18 protein-coding genes and 1 pseudogene are annotated in these 22,802 nt (G+C 60.3%); 7 read left to right on the forward strand and 12 right to left on the reverse strand.

Annotation, left to right across the window (positions count from 1 at the left end; all coding sequences use genetic code 11):
• Nucleotides 1-11 precede the first annotated feature (11 nt).
• Nucleotides 12-1,169: pseudogene (locus MUN80_RS13170) on the forward strand (5-(carboxyamino)imidazole ribonucleotide synthase); the annotation flags it as partial.
• Nucleotides 1,170-1,186: 17 nt separating this feature from the next.
• On the opposite strand, the gene MUN80_RS13175 reads toward MUN80_RS13170, so the two are convergent.
• Nucleotides 1,187-1,945, reverse strand: a complete 759-nt coding sequence (locus tag MUN80_RS13175; RefSeq protein WP_244713479.1) for an SDR family oxidoreductase — start codon at nucleotides 1,943-1,945, stop codon at nucleotides 1,187-1,189.
• Complete coding sequence (locus MUN80_RS26205) at nucleotides 1,863-2,942, reverse strand: GNAT family N-acetyltransferase (RefSeq protein ID WP_375373960.1); 1,080 nt, start codon at nucleotides 2,940-2,942, stop codon at nucleotides 1,863-1,865. Before MUN80_RS26205 ends, MUN80_RS13175 begins: the two co-directional genes overlap by 83 nt.
• Before the next feature lie 132 nt (nucleotides 2,943-3,074).
• Here MUN80_RS26205 and MUN80_RS13185 point away from each other — a divergent pair, with 132 nt between their 5' ends.
• Nucleotides 3,075-4,577 (forward strand): aminotransferase-like domain-containing protein, encoded by a 1,503-nt coding sequence (locus tag MUN80_RS13185; protein WP_244713484.1) that lies wholly within the window; start codon nucleotides 3,075-3,077, stop codon nucleotides 4,575-4,577.
• A gap of 261 nt (nucleotides 4,578-4,838) precedes the next feature.
• Here MUN80_RS13185 and MUN80_RS13190 read toward each other — a convergent pair whose 3' ends face one another.
• Entirely contained in the window at nucleotides 4,839-5,177 is a 339-nt protein-coding gene (locus MUN80_RS13190) for a DUF1294 domain-containing protein (protein WP_244713487.1), read from the reverse strand.
• 219 nt (nucleotides 5,178-5,396) lie between these two features.
• Here MUN80_RS13190 and MUN80_RS26285 point away from each other — a divergent pair, with 219 nt between their 5' ends.
• Complete coding sequence (locus tag MUN80_RS26285; RefSeq protein WP_511181384.1) at nucleotides 5,397-5,546, forward strand: T9SS type A sorting domain-containing protein; 150 nt, start codon at nucleotides 5,397-5,399, stop codon at nucleotides 5,544-5,546.
• Between the two features lie 49 nt (nucleotides 5,547-5,595).
• Nucleotides 5,596-6,054 carry a hypothetical protein gene (locus MUN80_RS13195; RefSeq protein WP_244713490.1) on the forward strand — a complete coding sequence of 153 codons (459 nt, stop codon included), beginning with the start codon at nucleotides 5,596-5,598 and terminating at the stop codon, nucleotides 6,052-6,054.
• A gap of 514 nt (nucleotides 6,055-6,568) precedes the next feature.
• Here MUN80_RS13195 and MUN80_RS13200 read toward each other — a convergent pair.
• The 6 genes from MUN80_RS13200 to MUN80_RS13225 form a co-directional block, all read right to left on the reverse strand.
• Complete coding sequence (locus tag MUN80_RS13200; protein WP_244713492.1) at nucleotides 6,569-8,962, reverse strand: outer membrane beta-barrel protein; 2,394 nt, start codon at nucleotides 8,960-8,962, stop codon at nucleotides 6,569-6,571.
• A 269-nt stretch (nucleotides 8,963-9,231) separates the two neighbouring features.
• Nucleotides 9,232-9,666, reverse strand: coding sequence for a hypothetical protein (locus tag MUN80_RS13205; RefSeq protein WP_244713494.1), 435 nt, complete (start codon nucleotides 9,664-9,666; stop codon nucleotides 9,232-9,234).
• Between the two features lie 80 nt (nucleotides 9,667-9,746).
• Nucleotides 9,747-10,178, reverse strand: coding sequence for a hypothetical protein (locus MUN80_RS13210; protein ID WP_244713496.1), 432 nt, complete (start codon nucleotides 10,176-10,178; stop codon nucleotides 9,747-9,749).
• A 60-nt stretch (nucleotides 10,179-10,238) separates the two neighbouring features.
• Nucleotides 10,239-10,679 carry an anti-sigma factor gene (locus tag MUN80_RS13215; RefSeq protein ID WP_244713497.1) on the reverse strand — a complete coding sequence of 147 codons (441 nt, stop codon included), beginning with the start codon at nucleotides 10,677-10,679 and terminating at the stop codon, nucleotides 10,239-10,241.
• A complete protein-coding gene (locus MUN80_RS13220; RefSeq protein WP_244713499.1) occupies nucleotides 10,676-11,284 on the reverse strand; it encodes an RNA polymerase sigma factor in 609 nt (202 codons plus the stop codon). Before MUN80_RS13220 ends, MUN80_RS13215 begins: the two co-directional genes overlap by 4 nt.
• A gap of 141 nt (nucleotides 11,285-11,425) precedes the next feature.
• The gene (locus tag MUN80_RS13225) at nucleotides 11,426-11,749 is read right to left on the reverse strand and encodes a hypothetical protein (RefSeq protein WP_244713501.1); all 324 of its coding nucleotides are present in this window, start codon (nucleotides 11,747-11,749) and stop codon (nucleotides 11,426-11,428) included.
• A gap of 477 nt (nucleotides 11,750-12,226) precedes the next feature.
• On the opposite strand from MUN80_RS13225, the gene MUN80_RS13230 reads away from it, so the two are divergent.
• The 3 genes from MUN80_RS13230 (at nucleotide 12,227) to MUN80_RS13240 (ending at nucleotide 18,040) form a co-directional block, all read left to right on the forward strand.
• Nucleotides 12,227-13,315 (forward strand): efflux RND transporter periplasmic adaptor subunit, encoded by a 1,089-nt coding sequence (locus MUN80_RS13230; RefSeq protein WP_244713503.1) that lies wholly within the window; start codon nucleotides 12,227-12,229, stop codon nucleotides 13,313-13,315.
• Nucleotides 13,316-13,422: 107 nt separating this feature from the next.
• Entirely contained in the window at nucleotides 13,423-16,611 is a 3,189-nt protein-coding gene (locus tag MUN80_RS13235) for an efflux RND transporter permease subunit (protein ID WP_244713505.1), read from the forward strand.
• Nucleotides 16,604-18,040: a TolC family protein gene (locus tag MUN80_RS13240; RefSeq protein WP_244713507.1), complete on the forward strand. Its 1,437-nt coding sequence runs from the start codon at nucleotides 16,604-16,606 to the stop codon at nucleotides 18,038-18,040. Before MUN80_RS13235 ends, MUN80_RS13240 begins: the two co-directional genes overlap by 8 nt.
• Before the next feature lie 94 nt (nucleotides 18,041-18,134).
• On the opposite strand, the gene MUN80_RS13245 is transcribed toward MUN80_RS13240, so the two are convergent.
• From MUN80_RS13245 to MUN80_RS13255, 3 genes are all read right to left on the reverse strand, one after another.
• Nucleotides 18,135-19,226 (reverse strand): DNA polymerase beta superfamily protein, encoded by a 1,092-nt coding sequence (locus MUN80_RS13245; protein WP_244713510.1) that lies wholly within the window; start codon nucleotides 19,224-19,226, stop codon nucleotides 18,135-18,137.
• Nucleotides 19,223-19,999 (reverse strand): nucleotidyltransferase domain-containing protein, encoded by a 777-nt coding sequence (locus MUN80_RS13250; RefSeq protein WP_244713513.1) that lies wholly within the window; start codon nucleotides 19,997-19,999, stop codon nucleotides 19,223-19,225. The genes MUN80_RS13245 and MUN80_RS13250 overlap by 4 nt, the downstream gene beginning before the upstream one ends.
• 92 nt (nucleotides 20,000-20,091) lie before the next feature.
• Nucleotides 20,092-22,710, reverse strand: a complete 2,619-nt coding sequence (locus tag MUN80_RS13255) for a polynucleotide kinase-phosphatase (RefSeq protein WP_244713516.1) — start codon at nucleotides 22,708-22,710, stop codon at nucleotides 20,092-20,094.
• Nucleotides 22,711-22,802: the final 92 nt, after the last annotated feature.

The following is a 22,802-nucleotide window of genomic DNA, read 5'->3' on the forward strand; positions in this document are numbered from 1 at the left end:
GGAGTACTGGGGGCGGCCAGCTGGGCCGGATGTTTGTGCATGCTGCCCAGCGCCTGGGGTACTTTACTGCCGTGCTGGAGCCTGATGCGCAAAGTCCGGCCGGGCTGGTGAGTCACCACCACATCCAAACCGACTATAACGACCCGGCTGGGCTGGCGCAACTGGCCCACCTGTGCCAGGCCATCACCACCGAGTTTGAAAACGTGCCGGCTCAGGCCCTGCAAACGCTGGCGCTAACCCGCCCCGTAGCGCCTAGCGCGGCCGTGGTGGGCATTGCCCAAAACCGCATCGAGGAAAAAGCCCACTTCACCGCCTGCACTGACGTGTCAGGGGTGACCTGCGCGCCCTATGCGGTGATTGAAACGCTGGCCCAACTGCAGGCCGTTCAAGCCGACCGGGCAGATTTGCTGCCCGGTATCCTGAAAACCGCGCGCATGGGCTACGACGGCAAGGGTCAGGTCCGCATTAAGACCATCACTGAACTGGCTGCTGCCTGGGCGGAGCTGGGCGGCGTAGCCTGCGTGCTGGAAAAGATGTTGCCGCTTACCGCCGAGTACTCGGTGCTGGTGGCACGCGGCTGGGACGGGCAAGTGGTCAGCTTCGCCCCGCAGCGCAACGTGCACGTTGAGGGCATTTTGGCCGTGACCCACGCCTACGAAGGAAATATGCCGCACGTCCTGGCAACCAGGGCCCGCGACGCGGCTGTTTCCATTGCGCAGCATCTTGGTTATGTCGGGGTGCTGTGCGTTGAGTTTTTTGTGGTAGACGACGGCAGTGAGCACGGCGGTCTGGTGGTCAACGAGATGGCCCCGCGCCCGCACAACAGCGGCCACTACACTCTGGACGCCTGTGACGCGTCGCAGTTTGACCTGCAGGTCTATGCCATGGCGGGTTTACCCTTGCCGCAGCCGCGCCAGCATTCCCCGGCCATCATGCTCAACCTGCTGGGTGACGTGTGGTTTAACGCCAGTGGCCAACCGCGGGAGCCAGACTGGCGCTCCGTGCTGAGCCTACCGGGCACACACCTGCACCTGTACGGCAAGGAGCACGCGCGCATAGGCCGCAAGATGGGCCATCTGACCATCACTGGTCCGGATGTAGCCAGTGTCAAAACCGTGGCACGGCGCGCCGCTGTTTTACTTGGCTTGCCGGGGCTGGACGCCATCTAGGTGCCCGGCGGCCCGCTTTAATCGACGGGCATCCCGGCCACGAATAGCACCTGTCCCGTGATAAACCCGGCGGCCTCCGATGCGAAAAACGCGACGGCATGCGCCACGTCGGCTGGGGTGCCGGCCCGGTTTACGGGAATCTGCTGGATGGCCTGGTGCAGGTGGGCTTCCAGGGTAAGGCCTTTCCGGCGGGCGGTGGCTTCCGTCATCGCCGTGACGACGAGCCCGGGAGCCACTACGTTGGCCGTAATCCCATAGGGTCCCAATTCGACGGCCAGAGATTTAATGAAGCCGTGCATTCCTGCTTTGGCCGCACAGTAGTTGGCTCGGTCCCGGTGACCCTGCGCCGAGATACTGGATATGTTGACGATGCGGCCCCAGCCAGCGGCCTTCATGCCCGGCAGGCACGCTTTCGTCAGCAAAAAGCTGCCTCGCAAGTGTACGGCGATGACCTCATCCCAGTCCTGGACCGATATGGCCGCCAGGGGGCCGTCGCGGGCAAACCCGGCATTATTGACTACGATAGCCGGCGCGCCAACCTCGGAAGTAATATGCTCCACTGCCTCGGCTACGGCCTGTTCGTTCGCGACGTCGGCCCCCACGGCCAGGGCTTGCCCGCCGGCCTGCTCGATGGCCGCGACCGTGCGGTGTCCCGCCTGCGCGGTTTGGTCCAGCACAATCACTAGGCACCCATCAGCGGCGAGGCGTTGCGCGATTCCCGCCCCAATGCCTTGGGCGGCGCCGGTTACGAGGGCTATTTTGGGGGTTGAATGCATGACGTGAATGGCCGCCGGGGCGGTAAAAGTGAACGTAGGAAGAACGATACCTCAGAGTGATGGGGGCCCTAATCAAGAGCCAGCATGATGGGGCTGAACAGCTGTGCCCGGTTCCCCGGCAAGGCCTCAGCCCCTGCACCATGAGCGAGGTGGTAAATGTCGGTTGCAACCCGTGTAGTGGGGCCCAGGCCAACAGGTTCGGTACCCGGGCATCTACTTCCAGGCGCAGCCTTTCTCCCGGACCCAGAGCTTGTCCTGCCGCGGCCACCAGCTGTTGTGCCCCGGCCGTGTCGGGCGCTATGACCGGACCCAGCACCACCTGCCCGATGTTGCGCCAAGCCGCTGCATAGCCCCTGATTACCCCGTCATGCTCCAGTACCCACCAGTACTCAGCAAACAAAAGCAGCTGGTCGAGCACGGCCTGCCGGTTGGTACCAGTAACCTGCGCATCCAATCGGAAAATGGCGGCGCTGTCTGCCGGGGTTGCTGGCCGCACCCGGCCAGCACCCGCTGCCACGGGCCGGGGCTGGAAGTAGCCGATGTGCGTCGTCGTGGTGCTTAGTGTTCGGAAGCCTAGGCTCTCGTACAGGGGCCGGCCGGCTTCAGTCGCGTACAGCGCTACGGGGGCTCCGTGCGCTTCGGCCAGGGCGTGTTGCATCAGCCGCCTTCCCAGGCCCTGTCGGTTATAACGCGCGGCGACCAGGACCATACCGACAACGGCCAGCTCAGGGCCGTAGGGAGTTAGTACGGCGGTGGCCGCCAGATCACCTCCCGGGTCCGCCAAGCCATATACCTGCCCGACTTCAAACAGGAAACGCCATTTCTGCTCTTCGGGCGGCCAGCTGCGGTCTTGCGCTAGCCGCAGGCAAGCCGGCAGGTCGTCAAGCGACAGGCGCCGAATGGGTACTTCCCGCAATGGTGCTGGAACACGTGCTGCCTTGGTGATGGGGGGAGGGGGCACAGCGGATACTGCTGCACTAGAGGGGGAAGGTGTCATCGAACCAGTAGAATGTAGTAAGCTCGCACAGGAAAACTATGAGCTACCGCAGCAAGCGGGCCTAAAGTACCACCCGTCGCAGAAGTGCCACAAAGAAGGTACCTTACCGGCCTACCCGTATAGTCCGGTTTTATGAAAGCTGCTAGTCCGGTTACATTGCCCTACGCGACGCTCATTCCGTTGGAGCGCCACGGCCCGAATAGCTTAAGCCAACAGGTGACTTCCGGGTTTATCCACCTCATTCAGCAGGGGCTGCTGCCGGCAGGGGCGAAACTGCCCGGTACCCGTTCCTTGGCCGGCTTGCTGGGGCTGCACCGACAGACCGTGGTCGTGGCCTTCGACGAACTCGTAGCCCAGGGGTGGATTGAGCAGCTGGCTTCGAAAGGCGCACGGGTCAGCAGCAGCATCCCGGTTATTCGGCCGGCGGCCCTGTCGGCGGGCACCGCGCGCCGATTTGCGCCGCGCGCGGGTTTCGCCTACGAACCGGTTCCCCCGTACCCCACCACGGTCCGGGCTCCGTACGTGCCGCTCGTGCTCGACGCCGGCTCGCCGGATAGTCGCTTAGCGCCGCTGGCTTCTCTGGCGCGCAAGTACCGCGCCGTGTGCCTGCGCGCCAGCCAGCGGCGAGGACTGGGCTACGCAGACCCCAACGGGAGCGGGGCCCTGCGGCAGCAGTTGGCGCAGTACCTCCAAGGGACGAGGGGCCTGCCCGCGCAGGTAGAAAATGTGTTCGTGACGCGCGGCAGCAGCATGTCCCTATACCTGCTGCTGCGCCTGTTGCTGCGGCCCGGTGACACGGTGGTAGTGGGAGAGCGTAGTTACCACGGGGCCGACTACGCCTGCGCCCAACAGGGGGCCCGTCTCGAACGTGTGCGCGTCGATACCCACGGCCTGAACTTGGAAGAGGTGGAGGCCGTGTGTCGGCGGCAGGCGGTGCGGCTGCTGTACGTGACGCCTCACCATCACTATCCGACGACCGTCATGCTAGCGGCCGACCGCCGGGTTCGGCTGCTGCAGTTGGCCGAGCAGTACGATTTCATTATCCTGGAGGATGACTACGACTACGACTTTCATTACGATGGTGCCCCCATCCTGCCGCTGGCCAGCGCCGACCGCCACGGGCGGGTGCTGTACCTGGGCTCCTTGAGCAAGGTGCTGGCGCCGGCTTTCCGGGTGGGCTACGTGGTGGCCCCGCCCGATATCATCGAAGCCCTGGGACAGCTACGCCGGCACATCGACCACCAAGGCGACGCGGTATTGGAGCAGACTATTGCCGAGCTGTTTGCCGAGGGAGAACTGGGGGCGCATCTGAAGCGGGCCCGTTACCACTACCAGCAGCGCCGGGATGTGTTCTGCACGCTGCTGCGCCAGCAGGCCGGTTCCTGGCTGACCTTTGATGCGCCCGCCGGGGGCATGGCTGTCTGGGTACGCTTTGGCAACGAGGTGCATTTAAACGACCTTTCCGCTCGTTGCCGGCTACTGGGTCTGGGTATCGGGGATGGCCGGCTTTTTCAAGCGCCGACCGAAACCCGCGCCCACCACTTGCGTCTGGGCTTTGCCTCGTTGACTCCTCACGAGCTGACCCACAGTGTGGCGGTGATGCAACAGGCACTGAGTACGCTTTACTCATCGTAACGCAAAAGCCCTAAAATACCTCGGCTGACAAGCCCCTGGTAATGGTGGCCAGCATGAGCAGAAGGGCTTGAGTTGCATAACTCCCGCGGACACCGCCCTTCTCCCAACAGCGAAGGGCAGGCCATTCGCATCGAGGCCAACTTGCCAGGGAGCTGGCAGCCTATCAACTATCAGGGCGCGTTCGATTTCTCCATCGAAGTCCTCGTTGCCCTTGATTGAGATGTCATTTGAGCATGGCTCAACGCCCGGCATGCAGACGTTTTACAAATGCGCCTGAAAATAGGGTAACGTGAAATAGAGAACTGCCCCTTGCAGCAGCGTCAGTACCAGGGTAACACCCCAGAAAGCAGCTTTGCGGTTTTTATGGTGGAGCAGCAAAATAGCTGCCCACGCGCCGGGCGCCGCGCCAGGTAGCGTAGCTAGGTGCAGCGTTTTTTCAGCAATGCGGCGCTGGCCCCGTTGGGCTTTACGTTTATCCAAGGCAAACAGCACGAAACACAGTAGATTGAAAAACAACAGGCAACTCAAGAGTATCTTCATTGTACGGGAGGTGGCTCTTTCTAATTCGTGTGTCCCAGGTTTCGGCTTGGGTGGGTTCAAGAAGTGGCGAGGAAGAGGGAATATCACTGGTTTGGCAGACGGAGATTGCACCAGCGGGGCCGCAAGTTATTGAGCTGCGTTCAAGGGAGAGGTCTTTTGGGCTATAGATAAAAGACTTATCACCCTGGTAGAGCAGGTGTACAGAGTAATAAGTGGCGTAGGAGACGAACCGCAGTCGACCTTGATGTTGTGAAGCTGCCTTGAAGGTGATTTTACAGCTTGGGGGAGGTTGTCTACCAAGCCTCCTTTAGCAGTTCTGAAAAGCAGTTGCAACTTCGCCTGCCAGACAGTCTGCCGGGCGGGGTGTATCTGGTGCATCTGCAAAACGGCCCCCTAAGTGAAACCCGGCGGCTAGTGCATGTACCGTAATCAGCCGGAGGCTGATTACTTGAATCTCCTGTATTTGTCCTTGAATTATATGAAGAAGCTTATTCCCCTGTTTGGTTTTTCGCTCAGCTTGATGCTAAGTGCCTGTAAGAAGGATACCCCGGTTACGAAAACCGATTTGCTTACCGCTGGGGCTTGGCGTATCGTTGCTATGACTGCCAATCCCGGAATTCGGGATGCCAATGGTGTTGTCGTTACAGATCTGCTGGCTTTGGAACCGGCCTGCTTCAAAGACAATCTGACGCGCTATGAGAAGCCCAACACATTAACTTTTGACGAAGGTCCCACTAAGTGTGATCCAAGCAGCACACAAACCACTCAGCACACGTGGGCATTTAATGCAGATGAAACGGTCATAAACGCCGTCATATCGGGTGATAAAGTTGATTTTACTTTACTTGAGCTTACGGATAGTCGTTTACGTTATTCTTACACGGAAGGCGCTGGGGCTGGGGGGCACACAGTCACGATTGTTTTTAATAAAAAGTAATCCTCGTTTAAGTATACAAGTTATCGGCCGTGCCAAACGGCCACAAACGTCAATCCAAACGGACGTAGTTGGTTCAGAGAACTTGTTCAGCAATCTGGGTATTGCAACGGGTAGGTTCGTGATTAGAAACCTGGATTCGGACCATGAATATAGGTTACGCCTGCGTTTCTATACCGAGCGTGCAAAGGAGCTGCCTTACGTGAGGAGGAAATGAGTCCGATGCTTGGCTAGACTTTCAAATTCATCAAGAAAGCCCCGACTTGCGCCGGGGCTTTTTAAATAGCTAAGTCGTACTGAGTTTGCAGGCAGCATTACCTAGTGGCGTTGCTGAGTAGCTGTTCCTTCACTTAAGTATTTGCTTGTAGATGCGAGTCCGCTAGGCTGCAGGTTGGCCGGCCACTAACCCCGGACAAGTGGGCATCTTTTCATGCACCCACTTAAAAAGAAAGTGTTTATAGCTGATTGGTTACCGGTGCTGGGCGTCAATTCGTTGCAATAGAGAGGCTAGTCATACCTAGCCTCCGAACCCACCTGGGTCGCCCTTTGGCTGGTGGTCGATGGTGCTGGCGGGCTTGTTGGTACCCACAAACCAGGTAAAGCCGACGTAGCCCACCCGCGTTTCGTATTTGGTTTGTAAATCGGCGGTGAGCCCGGCTGCTTCCAGCTGGGTGTATTGGCGGCGGGTATTGAACAGGTCACTGACTCGCAGGGTGACGGCGGCCCGGTCGTGGAGCAGGCGCTGGCGCAGGGCCACGTCCAGCCCGTACAAGGCCCGCAGGCGGCCCTGGGGTACTACCAGCGGGGCGCGATAGTTACTGCTGAGTTGCACGGTCAGTGTTTTGGCTGGGCTCAACGTGTTGAGCAGATACGCCGTGCCCGTAAAATTGGCGCGGGTACCCGCCGCAGCGTAGCTGGTTACTTGATTGCGGTAGAAGGAACCGTTGACCAGCAGCTTCCACCACGCCGTTACAGAGTGCGTCAGGGAGAGTTCCAGCCCGTAGCTAGCCGTACGTCCCAAGTTCTGGTAGCTGGTGCGGGCAATAAAGTCGGGCTGACCGCTACGTCGGGTTGCCAGCGTATCCAGGGTGCGCAAACTTTGGATGGACTGGCTGGCAAAGCGCCCGAACAAGGTCGTGCTCAGGGTGGTAGCTTGCCAGGCTGCCTGATGACCTAGCTCGGCTACATGCACGTACTCGGGGCGCAGGCTGGGGTTGCCTACCACATAGTTACGCGCATCGGAGTAGATAGGCAGGGCAATGATTTGCAGGAAATTGGGTCGGTTCAGGCGACGCGCGTAGCTAAGCTGTAGGCGCTGGTCGTGGGGCAGCGTGCGGGCTATAGTGGCCGATGGAAACAGATTGAAAATTTCTTGGCTGGTTGAGCCGGCGGGCTGGACGCGGGCCCGCAGTCCGGTAAACTCGGCCCGCAACCCCACCTGGTAGTCCCAAGAGCTGCTTTTCTGTTGATAGGTACCGTAGGCCTGGGGAAGTACCTGCCGGTAATGATAACGGTAAGAGTCGGCGGCCTGGTGCACGAATTCGGCTCCGTCGGTTGGCTGCACCGAGTAGTCGGCCGTGCCGGGCGTGACCATGAGGTCGGTTTTCAGGCCGGCTCCCCAGCGGCGCTTGTCGTCGAGGGGATGCACGTAATCTACCTGCGCCGAGGGCATTTGGATGGTCACGTCCAGTAGCTGGCGGCGGGCCTGCCGTGGGTAGCTGACGGGCCCGTCCAGCACGCGCTGCTCGGTAGTTACGGTGCCCCCGTCGAGGGTATAGGTCGCACTGGCCGTTAGCTCGCGGCCGGGGTGGGTAGCCCAGGTGCGTCGGTAGTTACTGGCAAGGCGGGCCGTGTAGAGGTCGTCCGTTTCCAGATTCTGATTGCGCAGGATGAGGGAAGGCGCCGCGCCGCGCGTGAGCTGGGTTACGAAGTCGCTGGTCTGGCGCAGGTCGTTCTTATAGAGTTCTGCGGTCAGGGACAGGCGCTGCTCGGAACTCAGGCTGTAGTCCAGGCCCAGGCGCAAGGCTTCGTTGGCTTGGTGGCGGGTGGTGCGGCCGGTTTGGTCGGTGCCGGTAGTGCGGCCCTCAGCCGTAGCCACCTGCCGCAGGCCGGCACTACCGCGAAACTCATTATTCAGCCCGTTCAGGTTGCCATACACGTTGACCTTGCCTACCCGGCGACCCAGGCTGAGCGAGGCGTTGTACTTATTATAGGTGCCCACGGTAGTCATAGCTTCGCCGTTCCAGCCGGCCTTGGCCTGCTTTTTCTGCACCAGATTGATGATGCCGCCCGCACCCTGAGCCGAGTACCGAGCTCCCGGATTGGTGATGACCTCGATAGTTTCGAGGCGGCTGGCGGGCAGTTGGTCCAGGCGCAGGCTGCTGGGCGCAGGCTGACCGTCGAGGTAGAGCGTCACGCCCGCATTGCCCCGCAGGCTTACCTGCCCATTTTCGTCTACGGCCACGGAGGGTACTTTTTGCAGCACATCGGCCGCCGTGCCGCCTGTACTGCTGAGGTCCTTGCTCACGTGGATTACCTTTTTATCCAGGTCATCAACCAGGGCTGCTTGTTCGCCTTGCACCACCACTTGGCCCAACTGTACGGGCACCGGAGCCGCCAGCCACTCGCCCAGCCGGGCCGCCGGCGCGGCGGCGGTTAGCGCGACCAGCCGGCGGGCGGGCTGGTAGCCCAGCGCCTGAGTTCGCACTAGGTAATGGCCCAGCGGAATGCTGGCCAGGGCAAAGCGGCCATTTTCGGTGGTTTGGGCGTGAGCTACCAGGGCCGAGTCCGGCAGTTGGAGCAGCACTACGTTGGCAAAGGGTAGGGGCTGGTGCGTGGCTTGGTCCAGCAGCGTGCCCGACACTTCCCCCGGCGTTTGGGCCGACAGGGCGTGGGGCACTAAACCTGCCACTACCACCCCCAGCCAACCAAACCTGCGGACAGCCGATAGGCGGGGCGCCCAAAGACGAAAATGAGTAAGATGATTGGTGTAAAGTCTCGCAACTGATTGTTTGATAGACTTAATTGCAATGCAAGCTACATGGCAATGCCTACTACATTGAGCGAACGATGTCGGTTGTTTCATTGGTTTCAGTGGTAATGCAACTAGAATTTGATTGCCCGTCGCGGGTAGCTTTTAGATACTACCTGTCCGGAAGAGTACGTGCAAGAAAGCAGGCCTTATAAGCCGGCCACCGGGGCGGCAGTCGAGAGGTTGCTGATGAGGAGTGAGGCTGGCATCGTTCGGGAGGTTAGCTTATCGACGCGAATAACCGAGTCCTGAGCTCTGGTCCGTACCCGTACCAGGCAGCGGTGAACGTTATTGCCCGATTGCAGCCACACCAGGTAGCGCCCACTGGGGGCCTGACGGAAGTCGAAACGGTGACCGTAGGCCGGGGCGCGGTAGGTTTCTGTGAAAAGTGTTTGCCCGGTACTTAACCGCACCACCTGTACGCGCCCAGCCTGGGCCGTCGGATGGCTGATGCGTAAACGAAGGGCCGTGGGCGCCGTCTGGGTCAGGCTGATAGCCTCAGACGACTGGGCCCGGGCCGGTGTAGCAGCGGCGCACAGAACGGCGGCAAGGGCAGCGCCAAAAAGGGTGGTTAGCAGTTTCATATACTAGAAGGAAAGAGGTGGAACACGCGTCTGCCGGACAGAAGGCGGTGTGAGAATTGCTTTGGCTGGCAAGCCCGCCGTTACTTGGTTTGGCGCCGCAGAAAAAGGTAATAGGCCAGGAAGCCCAGAGCGGTGCTGAACAGCAGGATGATGACTGAGTGCAGGCCCAGCGGCCCAAACCAAGCACATACCGAGAGGCCGGCACCACTGCTCAGCAGCAGGGCCACCCACTTCACCACCTTGTTTTGTTCGTCCTGGGGGCTGGGCAGGAGACGCTCCACAACGCTTTCCGACACGCCAGCTGCTATGATCTGCCGCTTGAGCAGGTAGTTCAGCACCAGCGTGACGGCGGACAGCACGAAGCTGCACAGCAGATAAAGCCCGAATACGGGTAAAAATACCTGCTTGGCCAGCGGGTGCAGGGCGGCCAGATCGAGGGCCGGCAGGGCACTCTGCGCCTGGGCGCCCCAGGCCGGCAGGCAGAAAAGCAGGAGCAAAAGGAAGCGTTTCATAGGCTGAGGAGTGGGGTAGTACCGGATGAGACCGGTCAGTTTCAATCAGGTTGCAAAAAATTATGAAAGGGCCAGCAGGCTCATGCGCCGACGGTGCCGGGCCAGCAGCTCCAGGCACTGACCAGCCACCAGAAAGCCCGCTACCGCCATCAAACCAGCACCCAGCCCCGTAGACACTACCTGAAAAATCGGCAGCAGCGCAGCGCCAAAGAGCAGCAGGAAGACACTTATTACCCCCAGCACGAGCGTTGCCACCAGTACCAGCACCCACGGGAATGTCAGCTTAGGCTGGGGCAGCTGCGCCAGTACGCTGGCTGTCAGGTCGAAGGCAAAGGCCGGCTGCGGCAGGTGGGATGCCGCCGTAAACAGGCGCTGGTAGGTGGCCACCCGGCCCTGGCACAAGGGGCAGCCCTGCAGGTGGGCAGCCTGAGGAGCCGGCAGGCGGGAAAATGATTCGGCGGCCTCCTGGAGGTCCCGTTCGGTAAGATGAGAACTGGTCATAAGTCGTGGCGGTGGTAGCGGGCCAGCAGGTGCTGCTTGAGCTGCTTGCGCGCCCGGAAAAGGTAGTTTTTCACCGTGCCGTCCGGCAGGGAGGTTATCTGGGCAATTTCCTCATAGCTCAGCTCCTGCTGATGGTAGAGGGCAATCAGGGTGCGGTAGAGCGGGGGCAGGTGCTCAACGGCGGCGCTCAGAATATCGGCCAGGTCCTGGTCGAAAAGGGCCGTTTCGGGGTCCTGGTCCGTTACCGGTGGGGGCGGGGCCCGGCGCCCTTCCTCCCCCGTGCTATCCGGGGCGGGCTCGGTGGGGTCCAGCAGCACCAGGTGCTTTTTTTCCAGGTAGTGCAGGCAGGTGTTGTAGGTGATCTGGCCAATCCAGGTGGAGAGCTTGGCCTGAAACTTAAACCCGGCCAGGTTCTTAAAGGCCTTCAGGTATACCTCCTGGGCAATATCAGGACGGTCGGCCGGGTGCCGGATCATCTTAAATACCATCTGCGTAACCAGCCCTTCCGTGCGCTGCACGATATGCCCAAAAGCCGCGGAGTTGCCCCCCAGCACCTGCGCGACAAGCTGCTGATCGGTTACGGAAGAGGTGGGCTGGTTGCTCATCAAGGCATGAGACCGGTCAGCCGGAATGATGTTGCAAAGATTTTTTTTGCGGCAACAACTCCGTGTGCGAAGCAACGCTCCGCGCCACGTTAAACGGGCAGGGGCAGGGTTTGTAAGCCGAAAAACGCCCCCACGAAGCGGCTATACCTGGATGAGCCACTCGGTGGCTTTGGTAGTGTCATCAAAGGTGAGGACAATGGGCTGCTTGACGTTTTTGATGGCTAAGTCAAACGACATGCGGCTATAGAAACCGGCGGAATACACCCACGCCACATATTGTAGCCCCGTTTGATGCATAGCCGGAAACCATACCTGGCCGCCCCACTCCGCCGCGTGCTCCCACATGCTGCTCACCAGAGAGCTATCCATCAGTAGCTTACTACAGCGCTGCTGCTGCTGGAAGGACAGGATCTGATTGCAGCCTTCCATGATGCTGGCTTCATTCTGCTCGCTCTTCCACGTCACATGAAGCCAATCCTGTACTTGGTTATAAGCAATATGGAGGCTACTGGAATCGAACAGCGGGTGCATTGGAAGCAGAAAATGTGGACACGCAAAAATAGCAGCCTATTCTAAATGAGGGCTATGCGCTACAGGTAAATCCAAGGGCCCAGGCCCGGCTAACTTACACGGCGGCACCGGCCGTGGCCCTAAGCTAACCAAGGAAGACCTAGGGAGCAGGCTCTTTAAACGTGCGGTGGGGAGCTGTCAAACTGGCGAAAGAAACTGGGGTGCCAGGCAAAAAACTCGGGGAAGTCGAAAATGAAGATTGACTTCATATCGACTTCATGTCGGGTTGAGTGCTTTGTGCTACTCAACGGAAAGGCCGCTGGGCTAACTGCATAAGACAGAGTGCTGCGCTGCCCTTGGCGGCTGGCGTCAATTGCCTTGCCAACAGCTCCTTACCTAGAATAGAATCACCAACTGCCTGCTTAGGTCCTTATGAAAAGAATGTTCATGCTCAGCCTGATGAGCTGGAGCGTTTTGTGGTACACCACGAGCTGCTCGAAAGAAAAAGAGGAGAAGGAAGAAAAAGTCAAATTCCTGGTCACCAGTCCGCTGCAGAAGGACACGACCATCACCAAGGACTACGTCGCGCAGATTCATTCCATTCAGCACATCGAGCTGCGGGCCCTGGAAAAAGGCTACCTGCAGAAGATTTTCGTGGATGAGGGCCAGCAGGTGAAACAAGGGCAGGTGATGTTTCAGATCATGCCACTGCTCTACCAGGCCGAGCTGAAAAAGGCCGAGGCCGAAGCCAAGTTCGTGAACATTGAGTACCAGAACACCAAGAAGCTGGCCGACGGCAACATTGTGTCGCCCAATGAATTGGCGCTGTCGCAGGCCAAGCTGGAAAAGGCCAAGGCCGAAGTAGCCCTGGCTCAGACGCACCTGGGATTCACCACCATCAAGGCACCCTTCAGCGGCATCATGGACCACTTCCAGGCCCGGCTGGGCAGCTTGGTCGACGAGGGTGATTTGCTCACGACCCTGTCGGATAACAGCAAGATGTGGGTGTACTACAACGTCCCCGAGGCTGAGTATCTGGCCTATAAGGCCCACGTGCAGGCCGATGCCAAGCCCCAGGTAAAGCTGCGCATGGCCGACAACGAGGTGTTCGAGTTTCCCGGCGTAGTGCAAACCATTGAAGCCGACTTCAACAACGAAACCGGCAACATTGCCTTCCGGGCTACTTTCCCCAACCCCAAAGGCCTGCTGCGTAATGGCGAAACCGGCTCGGTGCTCATGACCGTGCCGCTGAAAAACGCCCTGATTGTGCCCCAGAAAGCCACCTTCGAGGTGCTGGAGAAGAAATTCCTGTACGTCGTCGACAACAAGAACGTGGTGCACCAGCGCGAAGTCACGGTAGCCTCCGAAATGCCCGACCTCTACATCATCTCCGGGGGCCTGAAAGCGGGCGACAAAATCATGCTCGAAGGCATCCGCAAAGTGAAAGACGGCGACAAAATCAGCTTCGAGTACCAAGAGCCCAAGTCGGTCATTTCCCACCTGAAAGTGTACTCTGAATAGGTGTTCGTTGCTCGTTGTCCGTTGTTAGGGTTGATTTTTTATATGCGCGACTGATGCGCACGACCTAACAACGGACAACGAGCAATGGACAACTAAACTCATCCGCTATGTTTAGTAGATTCCTTCGCCGACCCGTGTTTGCCATCGTTATATCGGTGGTAATCATGTTCCTGGGTATGCTGGCCATCAAGACCCTGCCCACGTCCCAATTTCCGGAGATTTCGCCGCCCATGGTGATGGTGAGCACGGCGTATCCGGGTGCCAGTGCCAAGGTGCTGACCGAATCGGTGCTCATTCCGCTAGAGCAGGCCATCAACGGCGTGCCGGGCATGAAGTACATGACTTCCGACGCCGTTTCGGCTGGCGAGGCCAACATCCAGATTGTCTTCAACCTGGGTACCGACCCCGAGCAGGCGGTAGTAAACGTAAATACCCGTATTGCCCAGATTCTGAACCGCCTGCCGGTACTGGTGCAGCGCGAAGGCGTGGTGGTAAACCGCGTGGTGCCCAACATGCTGATGTATGTGAACCTCTACAGTAAAGACAAGAATACCGACATGCGGTACCTCTTCAACTTTGCCGGGGTCAACATGCTGCCCGAAATTCAGCGCATCGACGGTATTGGCCGGGCTAGCATCCTGGGTTCCCGGCAGTACGCCATGCGGGTGTGGCTCAAGCCCGACCGGATGCGGGCCTATAACCTGTCCGTCGACGATGTCATGGAGGCCCTCAACGACCAGAGCGTGATTGGCTCTCCGGGCCGGATCGGCCGAAGTGACGGTAAGGAAGCCTCGGCTTTGGAATACGTGCTGACCTACAAGGGCCGCTTCAATGACGTGGAGGAGTATAAAAATGTCATTATCAAGGCCAACGCCAACGGCGAAACGCTACGCCTCAAGGACGTGGCCAACGTGGAGCTGGGCTCGGAATTCTACGACATCTACTCCAACCTCGACGGCTACCCTTCGGCGGCCATTATGCTGAAGCAAACCTACGGCTCCAACGCCTCCGACGTCATCAAAAGCGTGAAGGAGAAGCTGAAGGAGCTCAAGAAAACCATGCCGCCCGGCATGGACTACAAGATCAGCTACGACGTGTCGAACTTCCTCGACGCCTCCACCGAAAACGTCGTTCACACCCTGCGCGACGCCTTTATCCTGGTGGCCATTGTGGTGTTCCTGTTCCTGGGCGACTGGCGCTCCACGCTTATCCCGATTATTGCCGTGCCCGTGTCGTTGGTGGGTGCCTTCATTGCCATGCAGGCCTTCGGGATGACCATCAACATGATTACGCTCTTCGCCCTGGTGCTGGCCATCGGTATCGTGGTCGACGACGCCATTGTGGTCGTGGAAGCGGTACACGCCAAGATGGAGGAAAAGCACCTGTCACCGTATGGTGCGGTGCGCGAAGTGGTAGGTGAAATCAGCGGGGCCATCATTGCCATTACCATCCTGATGACGGCTGTGTTCGTACCGGTGGCCTTCATGAGCGGCCCGGTGGGCATTTTCTACCGGCAGTTCTCGATTACGATGGCCTCGTCCATCGTCATTTCCGGCATCGTGGCTCTGACGCTGACGCCGGTGCTCTGCGCCATGATTCTGAAGAACACCCACGGCCAGCCCCGCAAGAAAACGCCCATCAACCGCTTTATCGACTGGTTTAACCGTGGCTTTGAGCGCCTGACCGGCCGCTACACCAACTTCCTGGAAAAGGTAGTAGACCGCCGCATACTTACTTTCGCCATCCTGATTGCCTTCGGCCTGGGCATCTTCGGCATCTCGTCCACGCTGCCCTCGGGCTTTATTCCGGCCGAAGACCAGGGCATGCTCTACGCCATCATCCAGACTCCGCCCGGCTCGACGCTGGAACGCACCAACGCGTTGTCGCAGCAGCTCTCCAAGCTGGCCGAAAAAGTGCCCGGCATCGAAAGCGTGTCGTCGCTGGCGGGCTACGAGGTACTGACCGAGGGCCGTGGCTCCAACGCCGGCACCCTGCTGATTAGCCTCAAGCCATGGTCGGAGCGGGAGGAATCCGTGCACGATATCGTGGAGAATCTGGAGAAAAAAGCCAAGGAAATTCCCGGCGCGACCATCGAGTTCTTCGAGCCGCCGGCAGTACCGGGCTACGGCGCGGCGGGTGGTTTCCAGCTCCAGTTGCTCGACAAAACCAGCACCGGCGACTACAAGGCGCTGGAAAAAGTGAACGAAGACTTCATGGCCGAGCTCAAAAAGCGCAAGGAACTGGCCGGGCTGTTTACCTTCTTCTCGGCCAACTATCCGCAGTACGAGCTGCAGATCGACAACCAGCTGGCCATGCAGAAGGGCGTGAGCATCGGCAACGCCATGAATACATTGAGCATTATGGTGGGCTCGACCTACGAGCTGGGCTTTATCAAGTACCAGCGCTTCTTCAAGGTGTTCGTGCAGGCCTCGCCCGAGTACCGCCGCCTGCCCAAGGACATCCTGGACATGTGGGTGAAGAATGACAAGGGCGAAATGGTGCCGTTTTCGGCCTTCATGAAGATTGTGAAGGGCCAGGGCGCCAACGAAATCAACCGCTACAACATGTACCCCACGGCCTCCATCCGCGGCGACGCAGCCCCGGGCTTCAGCTCGGGTGAGGCCATCAAGGCCGTGCAGGAAGTAGCCAAGAAAACCCTGCCCCGCGGCTACGACATCGACTGGGGCGGCTTGTCGAAAGACGAGGTGAGCCGCGGCAACGAGGCCATCTACATCTTTCTGATTGTACTCGGCTTCGTGTATCTGGTACTGGCTGCTCAGTACGAAAGCTTCCTGCTGCCGCTGGCCGTTATTCTGTCGTTGCCGGCCGGTATTTTCGGCTCCTTCCTACTAATCAAAACCCTGGGCCTGGCCAACAACATCTATGCCCAGGTGGGTTTGGTCATGCTCGTGGGTCTGCTGGGTAAAAACGCGGTGCTTATCGTGGAATTCGCGGTGCAGAAGCACGAGGAGGGCATGACGGTGCGCGACGCGGCTATTGAAGGTGCCAAAGTGCGTTTCCGCCCGATTTTAATGACCTCGTTTGCCTTCATTGCCGGTTTGATTCCGCTGGTGCTGGCCCACGGCGCGGGCGCCATCGGCAACCGCACCATCGGCACCTCGGCCCTGGGTGGCATGCTGTTCGGCACCGTGTTCGGCGTCATCATCGTGCCCGGCCTATACTACATCTTCGGCACCTTGGCCTCCGGCCGCAAGCTCATTGGGGATGAGAATGAACACCCCTTATCCGAATTCGAGCCCCACGTTTTAGTTGAAGAAGTTGAGTCCCATGCTTAAAAGACGCATTTATCAAGGCCTAAGCGCGGCCGTCCTGGCGTTAGCAGTTGGAGCTTGCAAAACGCCGACCCTGGTGCAGAAAAACGAAAACCGCACCGTGCCGGCCAGCTTCACCGGCAGCCCTACCGACTCGACCAACGTGACCCGGGTACCCTGGCGGGAGTTCTTCACCGACCCCAACCTGGTGGCCCTCATTGACACGGCCCTAGAGCGCAACCAGGAGCTAAACATCACGCTCCAGGAAATCGACATTGCCCGCCAGGAAGTCCGGGCCCGCAAGGGCGAATACCTGCCCACGGTGGGCCTGGGCGCGGCGGCCGGCGTGGAAAAAGCCGCCCGCTACACCCTGCCCGGCGCCACTGAGGAAAACGTGGACATCAAGCCTGAGCGCCGCACCCCCGACCCGCTGACCGACTTCCAGGTGGGGGCCTACGCCAGCTGGGAAGTGGACATCTGGCACAAGCTGCGCAACGCCAAAAAGGCTGCCGCCGCCCGTTACCTGGCCTCGGTGGAAGGTAAAAACTTCACGGTGACCAACCTGATTGCCGAAATTGCCACTTCCTACTACGAGTTGCTGGCCCTCGACAACCAGCTGGCCATCATCCAGCAGAACCTGCAGATTCAGGGCAACGCGCTAAAGGGCGTGCGCCTGCAAAAGGACGCGGCCCGCGTGACGGAGCTGGCCGTGCGCCGCTTCGAGGCCCAAGTGCACAACACCCAGGCCAAGCAGTTCCTGATTCAGCAGCGCATCGTGGAAACGGAAAACCGGATCAACTTCCTGGCCGGCCGCTACCCCCAGCCGATTGTGCGCAACGACGCCACGTTCAACGAGCTGGTGCCCAAAGCTGTGCAAGCCGGCATCCCTGCTCAGCTGCTGCAAAACCGCCCCGACGTGCGCCAGGCCGAGCAAAACCTGGTGGCGGCCAAGCTGGATGTGCAGGTGGCCCGGGCCAATTTTTACCCTTCGCTGCGCATTACCGGCGCGGTGGGTTCGGCCGCTTTCCAGCCCGGTTTGCTGGCTACCTTGCCCGAGTCGGTGCTGCTGTCGGTAGCCGGGGATATTGCCGCCCCGCTGATCAACAAGAACGGCATTAAGGCCTTGTACTACAGCGCCAACGCCCGCCAGACCCAGGCCGTGTACAACTACGAACGGACGGTGCTCAACGCCTACATCGAGGTGGCTAACCAGTTGGCCAACATCAATAACCTGGAAAAAACTTACGGCGAGAAAGCCAAAGAAGTACAGGCCCTGGACGAGTCGAGCACGATTTCCAACAGCCTGTTCCGCTCGGCCCGCGCCGACTACACCGAGGTGCTCTTCACCCAGCGCGACGCCCTTGAATCGAAGTTCGACCTGGTCGAAACCAAGATGCAGCAGCTCAACGCCACGGTAAACGTGTACCGGGCCCTGGGCGGCGGCTGGAAATAACGCCCAATCTTAACCTCTATACCCCCGCCAAACAGCCCCGTTCTTCTAGGACGGGGCTGTTTTTTTTGACCTAACGGCCGTTTAGGTTTAGCTGCTATACGGCATAGAACTGCTGCCGCGTCTGAATCAGTAGGTCTACGGCGTGTTGCTTGTCGGGGGCGTCGGGTAAGGTTGATTCGGCAAAAGCGGCTTCGACCTGCTGCACCAGCGTTTCGGCCTCGGCTACCAGGGTGTCGTACTCAAACTCGCCGCGGCGGATTTGGAGCAGGAAGTCCCGGTCGGGGCGGCGCACGTGGAGTTGGCCGGTGGTGGCAATTTCCAGGGCCGTGCGCAGCAGCCGAAACACGTGGAGCATATTTTTGGCGTCGTAGTTCTTGCCGTGCTGCACCGTGTTTTCGTAGCGCTCCACGTTGCGGCGGCCCACCCAGTCCCAGTATTCCTTATACACGCGGCAGTAAGTAGAGTAGCCGTTGCGGTTGAACGACAGGTAGGCCACCGGCACCTCGCCCTTGGGCACGGCTGAGAGCAGCACGTCGTTGGAGGTTACCGCATCCTTTAGTAGGCCGCGGTAACCGAGCCTAGGAACCTCGGCCGTATCCACAAACAGGGCGTACAAATCCGTCAGGTGGGGCACGTTGGCCAAGCCGCACTGCTCGGCCGTGTAGCCCTGGCGGGTTAGCCACTTATCGGCTGGCATGGCCCCGGCCCCCACCGTCACGTAGCAGAAGTCCAGCACCGACTTGCGGGCCGGAGGCTCAGGGTTGTTGATTTTCTTATTGAGCCCCTTCGCCTTGCGAATCTGGGCTACGGCGTACTCGGCAAAGGTCTGGCGGCAGAGCTTGGACAGAAACTGCGCCGGCCGAAACGCCCGAAACAGCGGGTGCTCAAACCGGACGCAGTCGGCGGGTGAGCCCAGGATTTCCAGGGCTGTGGGGTTGTTTTTGAGCAGTAATTCCACAAACCGGCGCAGCTCGTAGAACACTTCGTCGTTGGTCGAGTTAGCTACCTGCGGTACGTAGTCGAGGCCGTAGTACAACTCCTCAGGCAGTACGAACACGCCTTTCAAATCGGTGTCGGAGTGGGGCAAATCGGTGCCGTAGGCCCGGCTGCCGCTCACGGCTTCGAAGAGTATCAGGTTGTGCTGGCGCAGGTAGTCGATGGTCAAGCCCGTTTCGCTCGGAGTCATAAGGGTAAGGGAAAGGAGCCAGCCAGCAGCTGTTGGAATACCTTGTTGAGTTCCGGCGTCGGGTCGGAACCGGTGGGCACGGGCAGCGTGTCGCGAGCCGCTTGGCAGGCGGCGTACTCCTGTTCCAGAAACTCGACCAGGGCTGCCGGCCGGGGTACGGTCGTTTTTTCGGTAGCCTGGGCTTTACGTTCCAGAAGCTCATCTACTTCCGGACTCAACGCCGCGGGCAGCAGCTCGCGCAGTCGGGTGAATTCTATCGGCGGCAACGCGTGCCGGGTCCTGATCCAGCGGGCGGCCAGGGCTGAGCGCAAGGCGTAAAACAGCCGCTTGAGCCGCACTGCTTCCCCGGTCAGGTCGGTTTCCAAACCCCGACGCACTAGCCCTAAGTAGTGGTGCAGCCCCGCCCGCAGATTGAACGTGCCCGCCAGCAGGGGCTGCACAGCCGGCAGAAACTCGGGTGCTGCGTAGTACACTGCCGGCGACTGTAGCCACTCAAACAGGGCTGCGTTGGAGCTGCGCAGTAGCTTCAGGGCCTTGCGCAAATCCCAGCCGGCCAAGTCCAGTTCCTCATCCACGGGAAAATTGAGCGTGTCGGGGCCGTCGTCGAGGGTGAGGTACCAGCCCGGCCGCCGCAGGTAGATAAAGCGCACGTCGTAGTCGGAGTCGGGGGAGGGGAAGCCCCAGGCCCGGCTGCCCGACTCGCAGGCGTACAGAATGCGGATGTCATGGTCAGCTTCAAGCCGGGTGAGGGCAGCGGCAATGCGGGTCTGCATGGGAGTTTAGTTGTTAGTTGCTTGTTGTCAGTTGTTAGTTCGTGCTGACCTCTGCTCCTAACAACTGACAACAAGCAACTAACAACTACCACCTACAGCCGCGGGTCGACGGCCTCACTTTCCAGGGCCAGCACCCCGAATACGCACTGGTGCACGGCCCGCAGCGGCTGCCCGGCCACGAACCGCTCCAACCCTTCCACGCCCAGGGTAAACTCGCGCAAGGCCAGGTTGCGCTTGGCTTTCACACCCCGCTCACGCAGGCGCTCCAGGTTGCCGGGTAGCAAATAATCAGGGCCGTAAATGATGCGCAGGTACTCCCGACCCCGGCACTTGAGAGCCGGCTGTACCAGGGTTTTTCCTTCGGGGATGAAGTCGTAGGGCTTCACCACCATGCCTTCCCCGCCGGCGGCCGTCAGGTTGGTCCACCACTGGGTGGCGGCTTCCACGTCGGCAATGTCGCCTAGGTGTACTACGCGGTAGGGCGTGGCCCGGAGCAGACTTTCGTCGGCCTGGCTCAAGGCACGGAGGGTTTCTATGTGCCAGGCGTGGTCTTTGTCGAAGTAGGTTTTGCCTTCGGTGGCGAGCAGGTGAAACGGGGCCAGGCGCAAATCGGCCAGGCTTTCCACCGGCCAGCAGTAGCGGCGGTAGGCTTCGGCGTAGTGCTGAGCGGCCGTTTGCCGGGCCGAGGTGCGGGCCAGCAGCGCCTCCACGCCGTCGAGGCCCCGGGTGGCGGCTTGGGTAAGCACGGCGGCAGCTTCGGGCAAAGCAGCGGTGGCTGCCGCAGCTACGGCGGCGTACTGATTTTTAATCAGCTCCTGGGCCTTGGCCGACCAGGGCAGCAGCTCGGCATCGAGGCAGAGCCAGTCGGTCTGAAACCGTTCCCAGAACCCGGCCGCCGTCAGGGCCGCCTGCAGCTTTTCCAGGAAGGCCGCTTCCAGCGCCGGGTCGTTGAAGAAGTTGCGGCCGGTGCGGGTGTAGACTTTGCCGGGACCTTCGCCTACCACGCCGAAGCGGCGCCGGGCGGCGTCTTCGCTCTGGGCCAACACCACTACTACCCGGCTGCCCATGTGCTTTTCCTCGCACACCACCCGACTCAGGCCCTGGCGGCGGAAGTAGTCGAAGGCTTCGGCCGGGTGCTCCAGCAAATCGGGCAAAGCGCTGGTTTCCGACGGGCTCATCGTGGGCGGCAGGTAGAGCAGCCACTTCGGGTTCAGGGCAAAGCGCGACATGACCTCCAGCGCGGCTGTGGCGTTTTCCTCCCGGATGGTCACCGAGGGCAGCAGGCGGGTTTTGATGATCTGCTTGCCTAGCACGTCGGTGATGTCGAGCAGTTCGTCGTGCTGCTGTTGGGCAGTTAGGTTGTTGGTTTCTGGTGCTTGATTGTTGGCTTCGGCCAACCGGCGCAGGTAATCCAGTGGGCGGACCGGCTCACAGTACACCTGGGCGGCGGGCACGGCCACCAATTCTCGCTCGGGGTAGCGCAAAGCCGTGAGGCGGCCGCCGAAGACGCAGCCAGTATCAATGTCGATGGTATTGTTGAGCCATTCGGGGTCGGGCACGGGCGTGTGGCCGTAGACCACCATGGCCCGGCCGCGGTACTCGGCGGCCCAGTTGTAGCGCACCGGCAGGCCGAATTCGTCGATTTCGCCGGTGGTTTCGCCAAACAGGGCAAAGGCCCGCACGGCGCCCGAGCCCCGGCCCTGCATTTCCTCCCGCATCCCGGCGTGGGCCACCACCAGCTTGCCGCCATCCAGCACGTAGTGGCTCACCAGCCCGTCCAAGAACTGCCGCACCTGGCTTTTGAACGTATCCGATTCCAGGGCCAGCTGGGCCACGGTTTCGGCAAAGCCGTGCTTCTCGTTGACCTGCTTGCCGTTGAGGTAGCGCAGCAGCTTGATGTCGTGGTTGCCGGGCACGCACAGGGCCTGTCCGCCCTGCACCATGCTCATGACCAGCCGCAACACCTGCGGGGAAGCCGGGCCCCGGTCCACCAAGTCACCCAGAAATAGGGCCCGGCGGCCTTTGGGAGCCGTCACGCGCACGCCCAGGTCGCGGGCGTCCTGAGTGGGCGCCGTTTCCACAGTATAGCCTAGCTTATCAAGCAGTTGCAGCAGCTCGTCGTAGCAGCCGTGCACGTCACCAATGATGTCGAAGGGGCCCGTATCCTGCTTGCGGTTGTTGTAAAGCGGGTCGCGCACGATGGTTTGCACGGCGTCGATTTCCTCAGTGCCGCGCAAATGGAAAATGTGGCGAAAGCCTTCCTGCTTGAGGGTTTTGAGGGAGCGGCGCAACTGCTGCCGCTGCTGCGGCACCACGTGCCGGCCCATGTGCTGCCGCTCGGCCCGGGCGCGGTTGCGGTCCTCGGCTACTCGGTCGGGCACGTCGAGGATGATGGCCGTGGGCAGCATGTGGTAGTCGCGGGCCAGCTGGACCAGGGTTTTGCGGGCTTCGGGCTGCACGTTGGTTGCATCCACCACGGTGAGCAGGCCGCGCTTGAGACGTAGACCTACCAGGTAGTGCAGCAGGGCAAAGGCATCGGGGGTAGCGGCCTGATCGTTTTCGTCATCCGACACCAGCGTCCGGCACTGGTCCGACGACACGATTTCGGAACCCCGGAACAGGCGGCGGGCAAAAGTAGACTTGCCCGCCCCGGACGTGCCGATGAGCAACACCAGGGAAAGTTCGGGCAGCTTAATATTCGTGTAGGGCATGGGGAAGGAGTACAGGCTTATTATTGCGCAGTTTTGCTAGTAATAAGGCTCAGTAAAAATGGGCAAACTCTGTTATTTCCAGTGCCTGCCAA

The sequence above is a fragment of the Hymenobacter cellulosivorans genome (assembly GCF_022919135.1).
GTDB lineage: Bacteria > Bacteroidota > Bacteroidia > Cytophagales > Hymenobacteraceae > Hymenobacter > Hymenobacter cellulosivorans.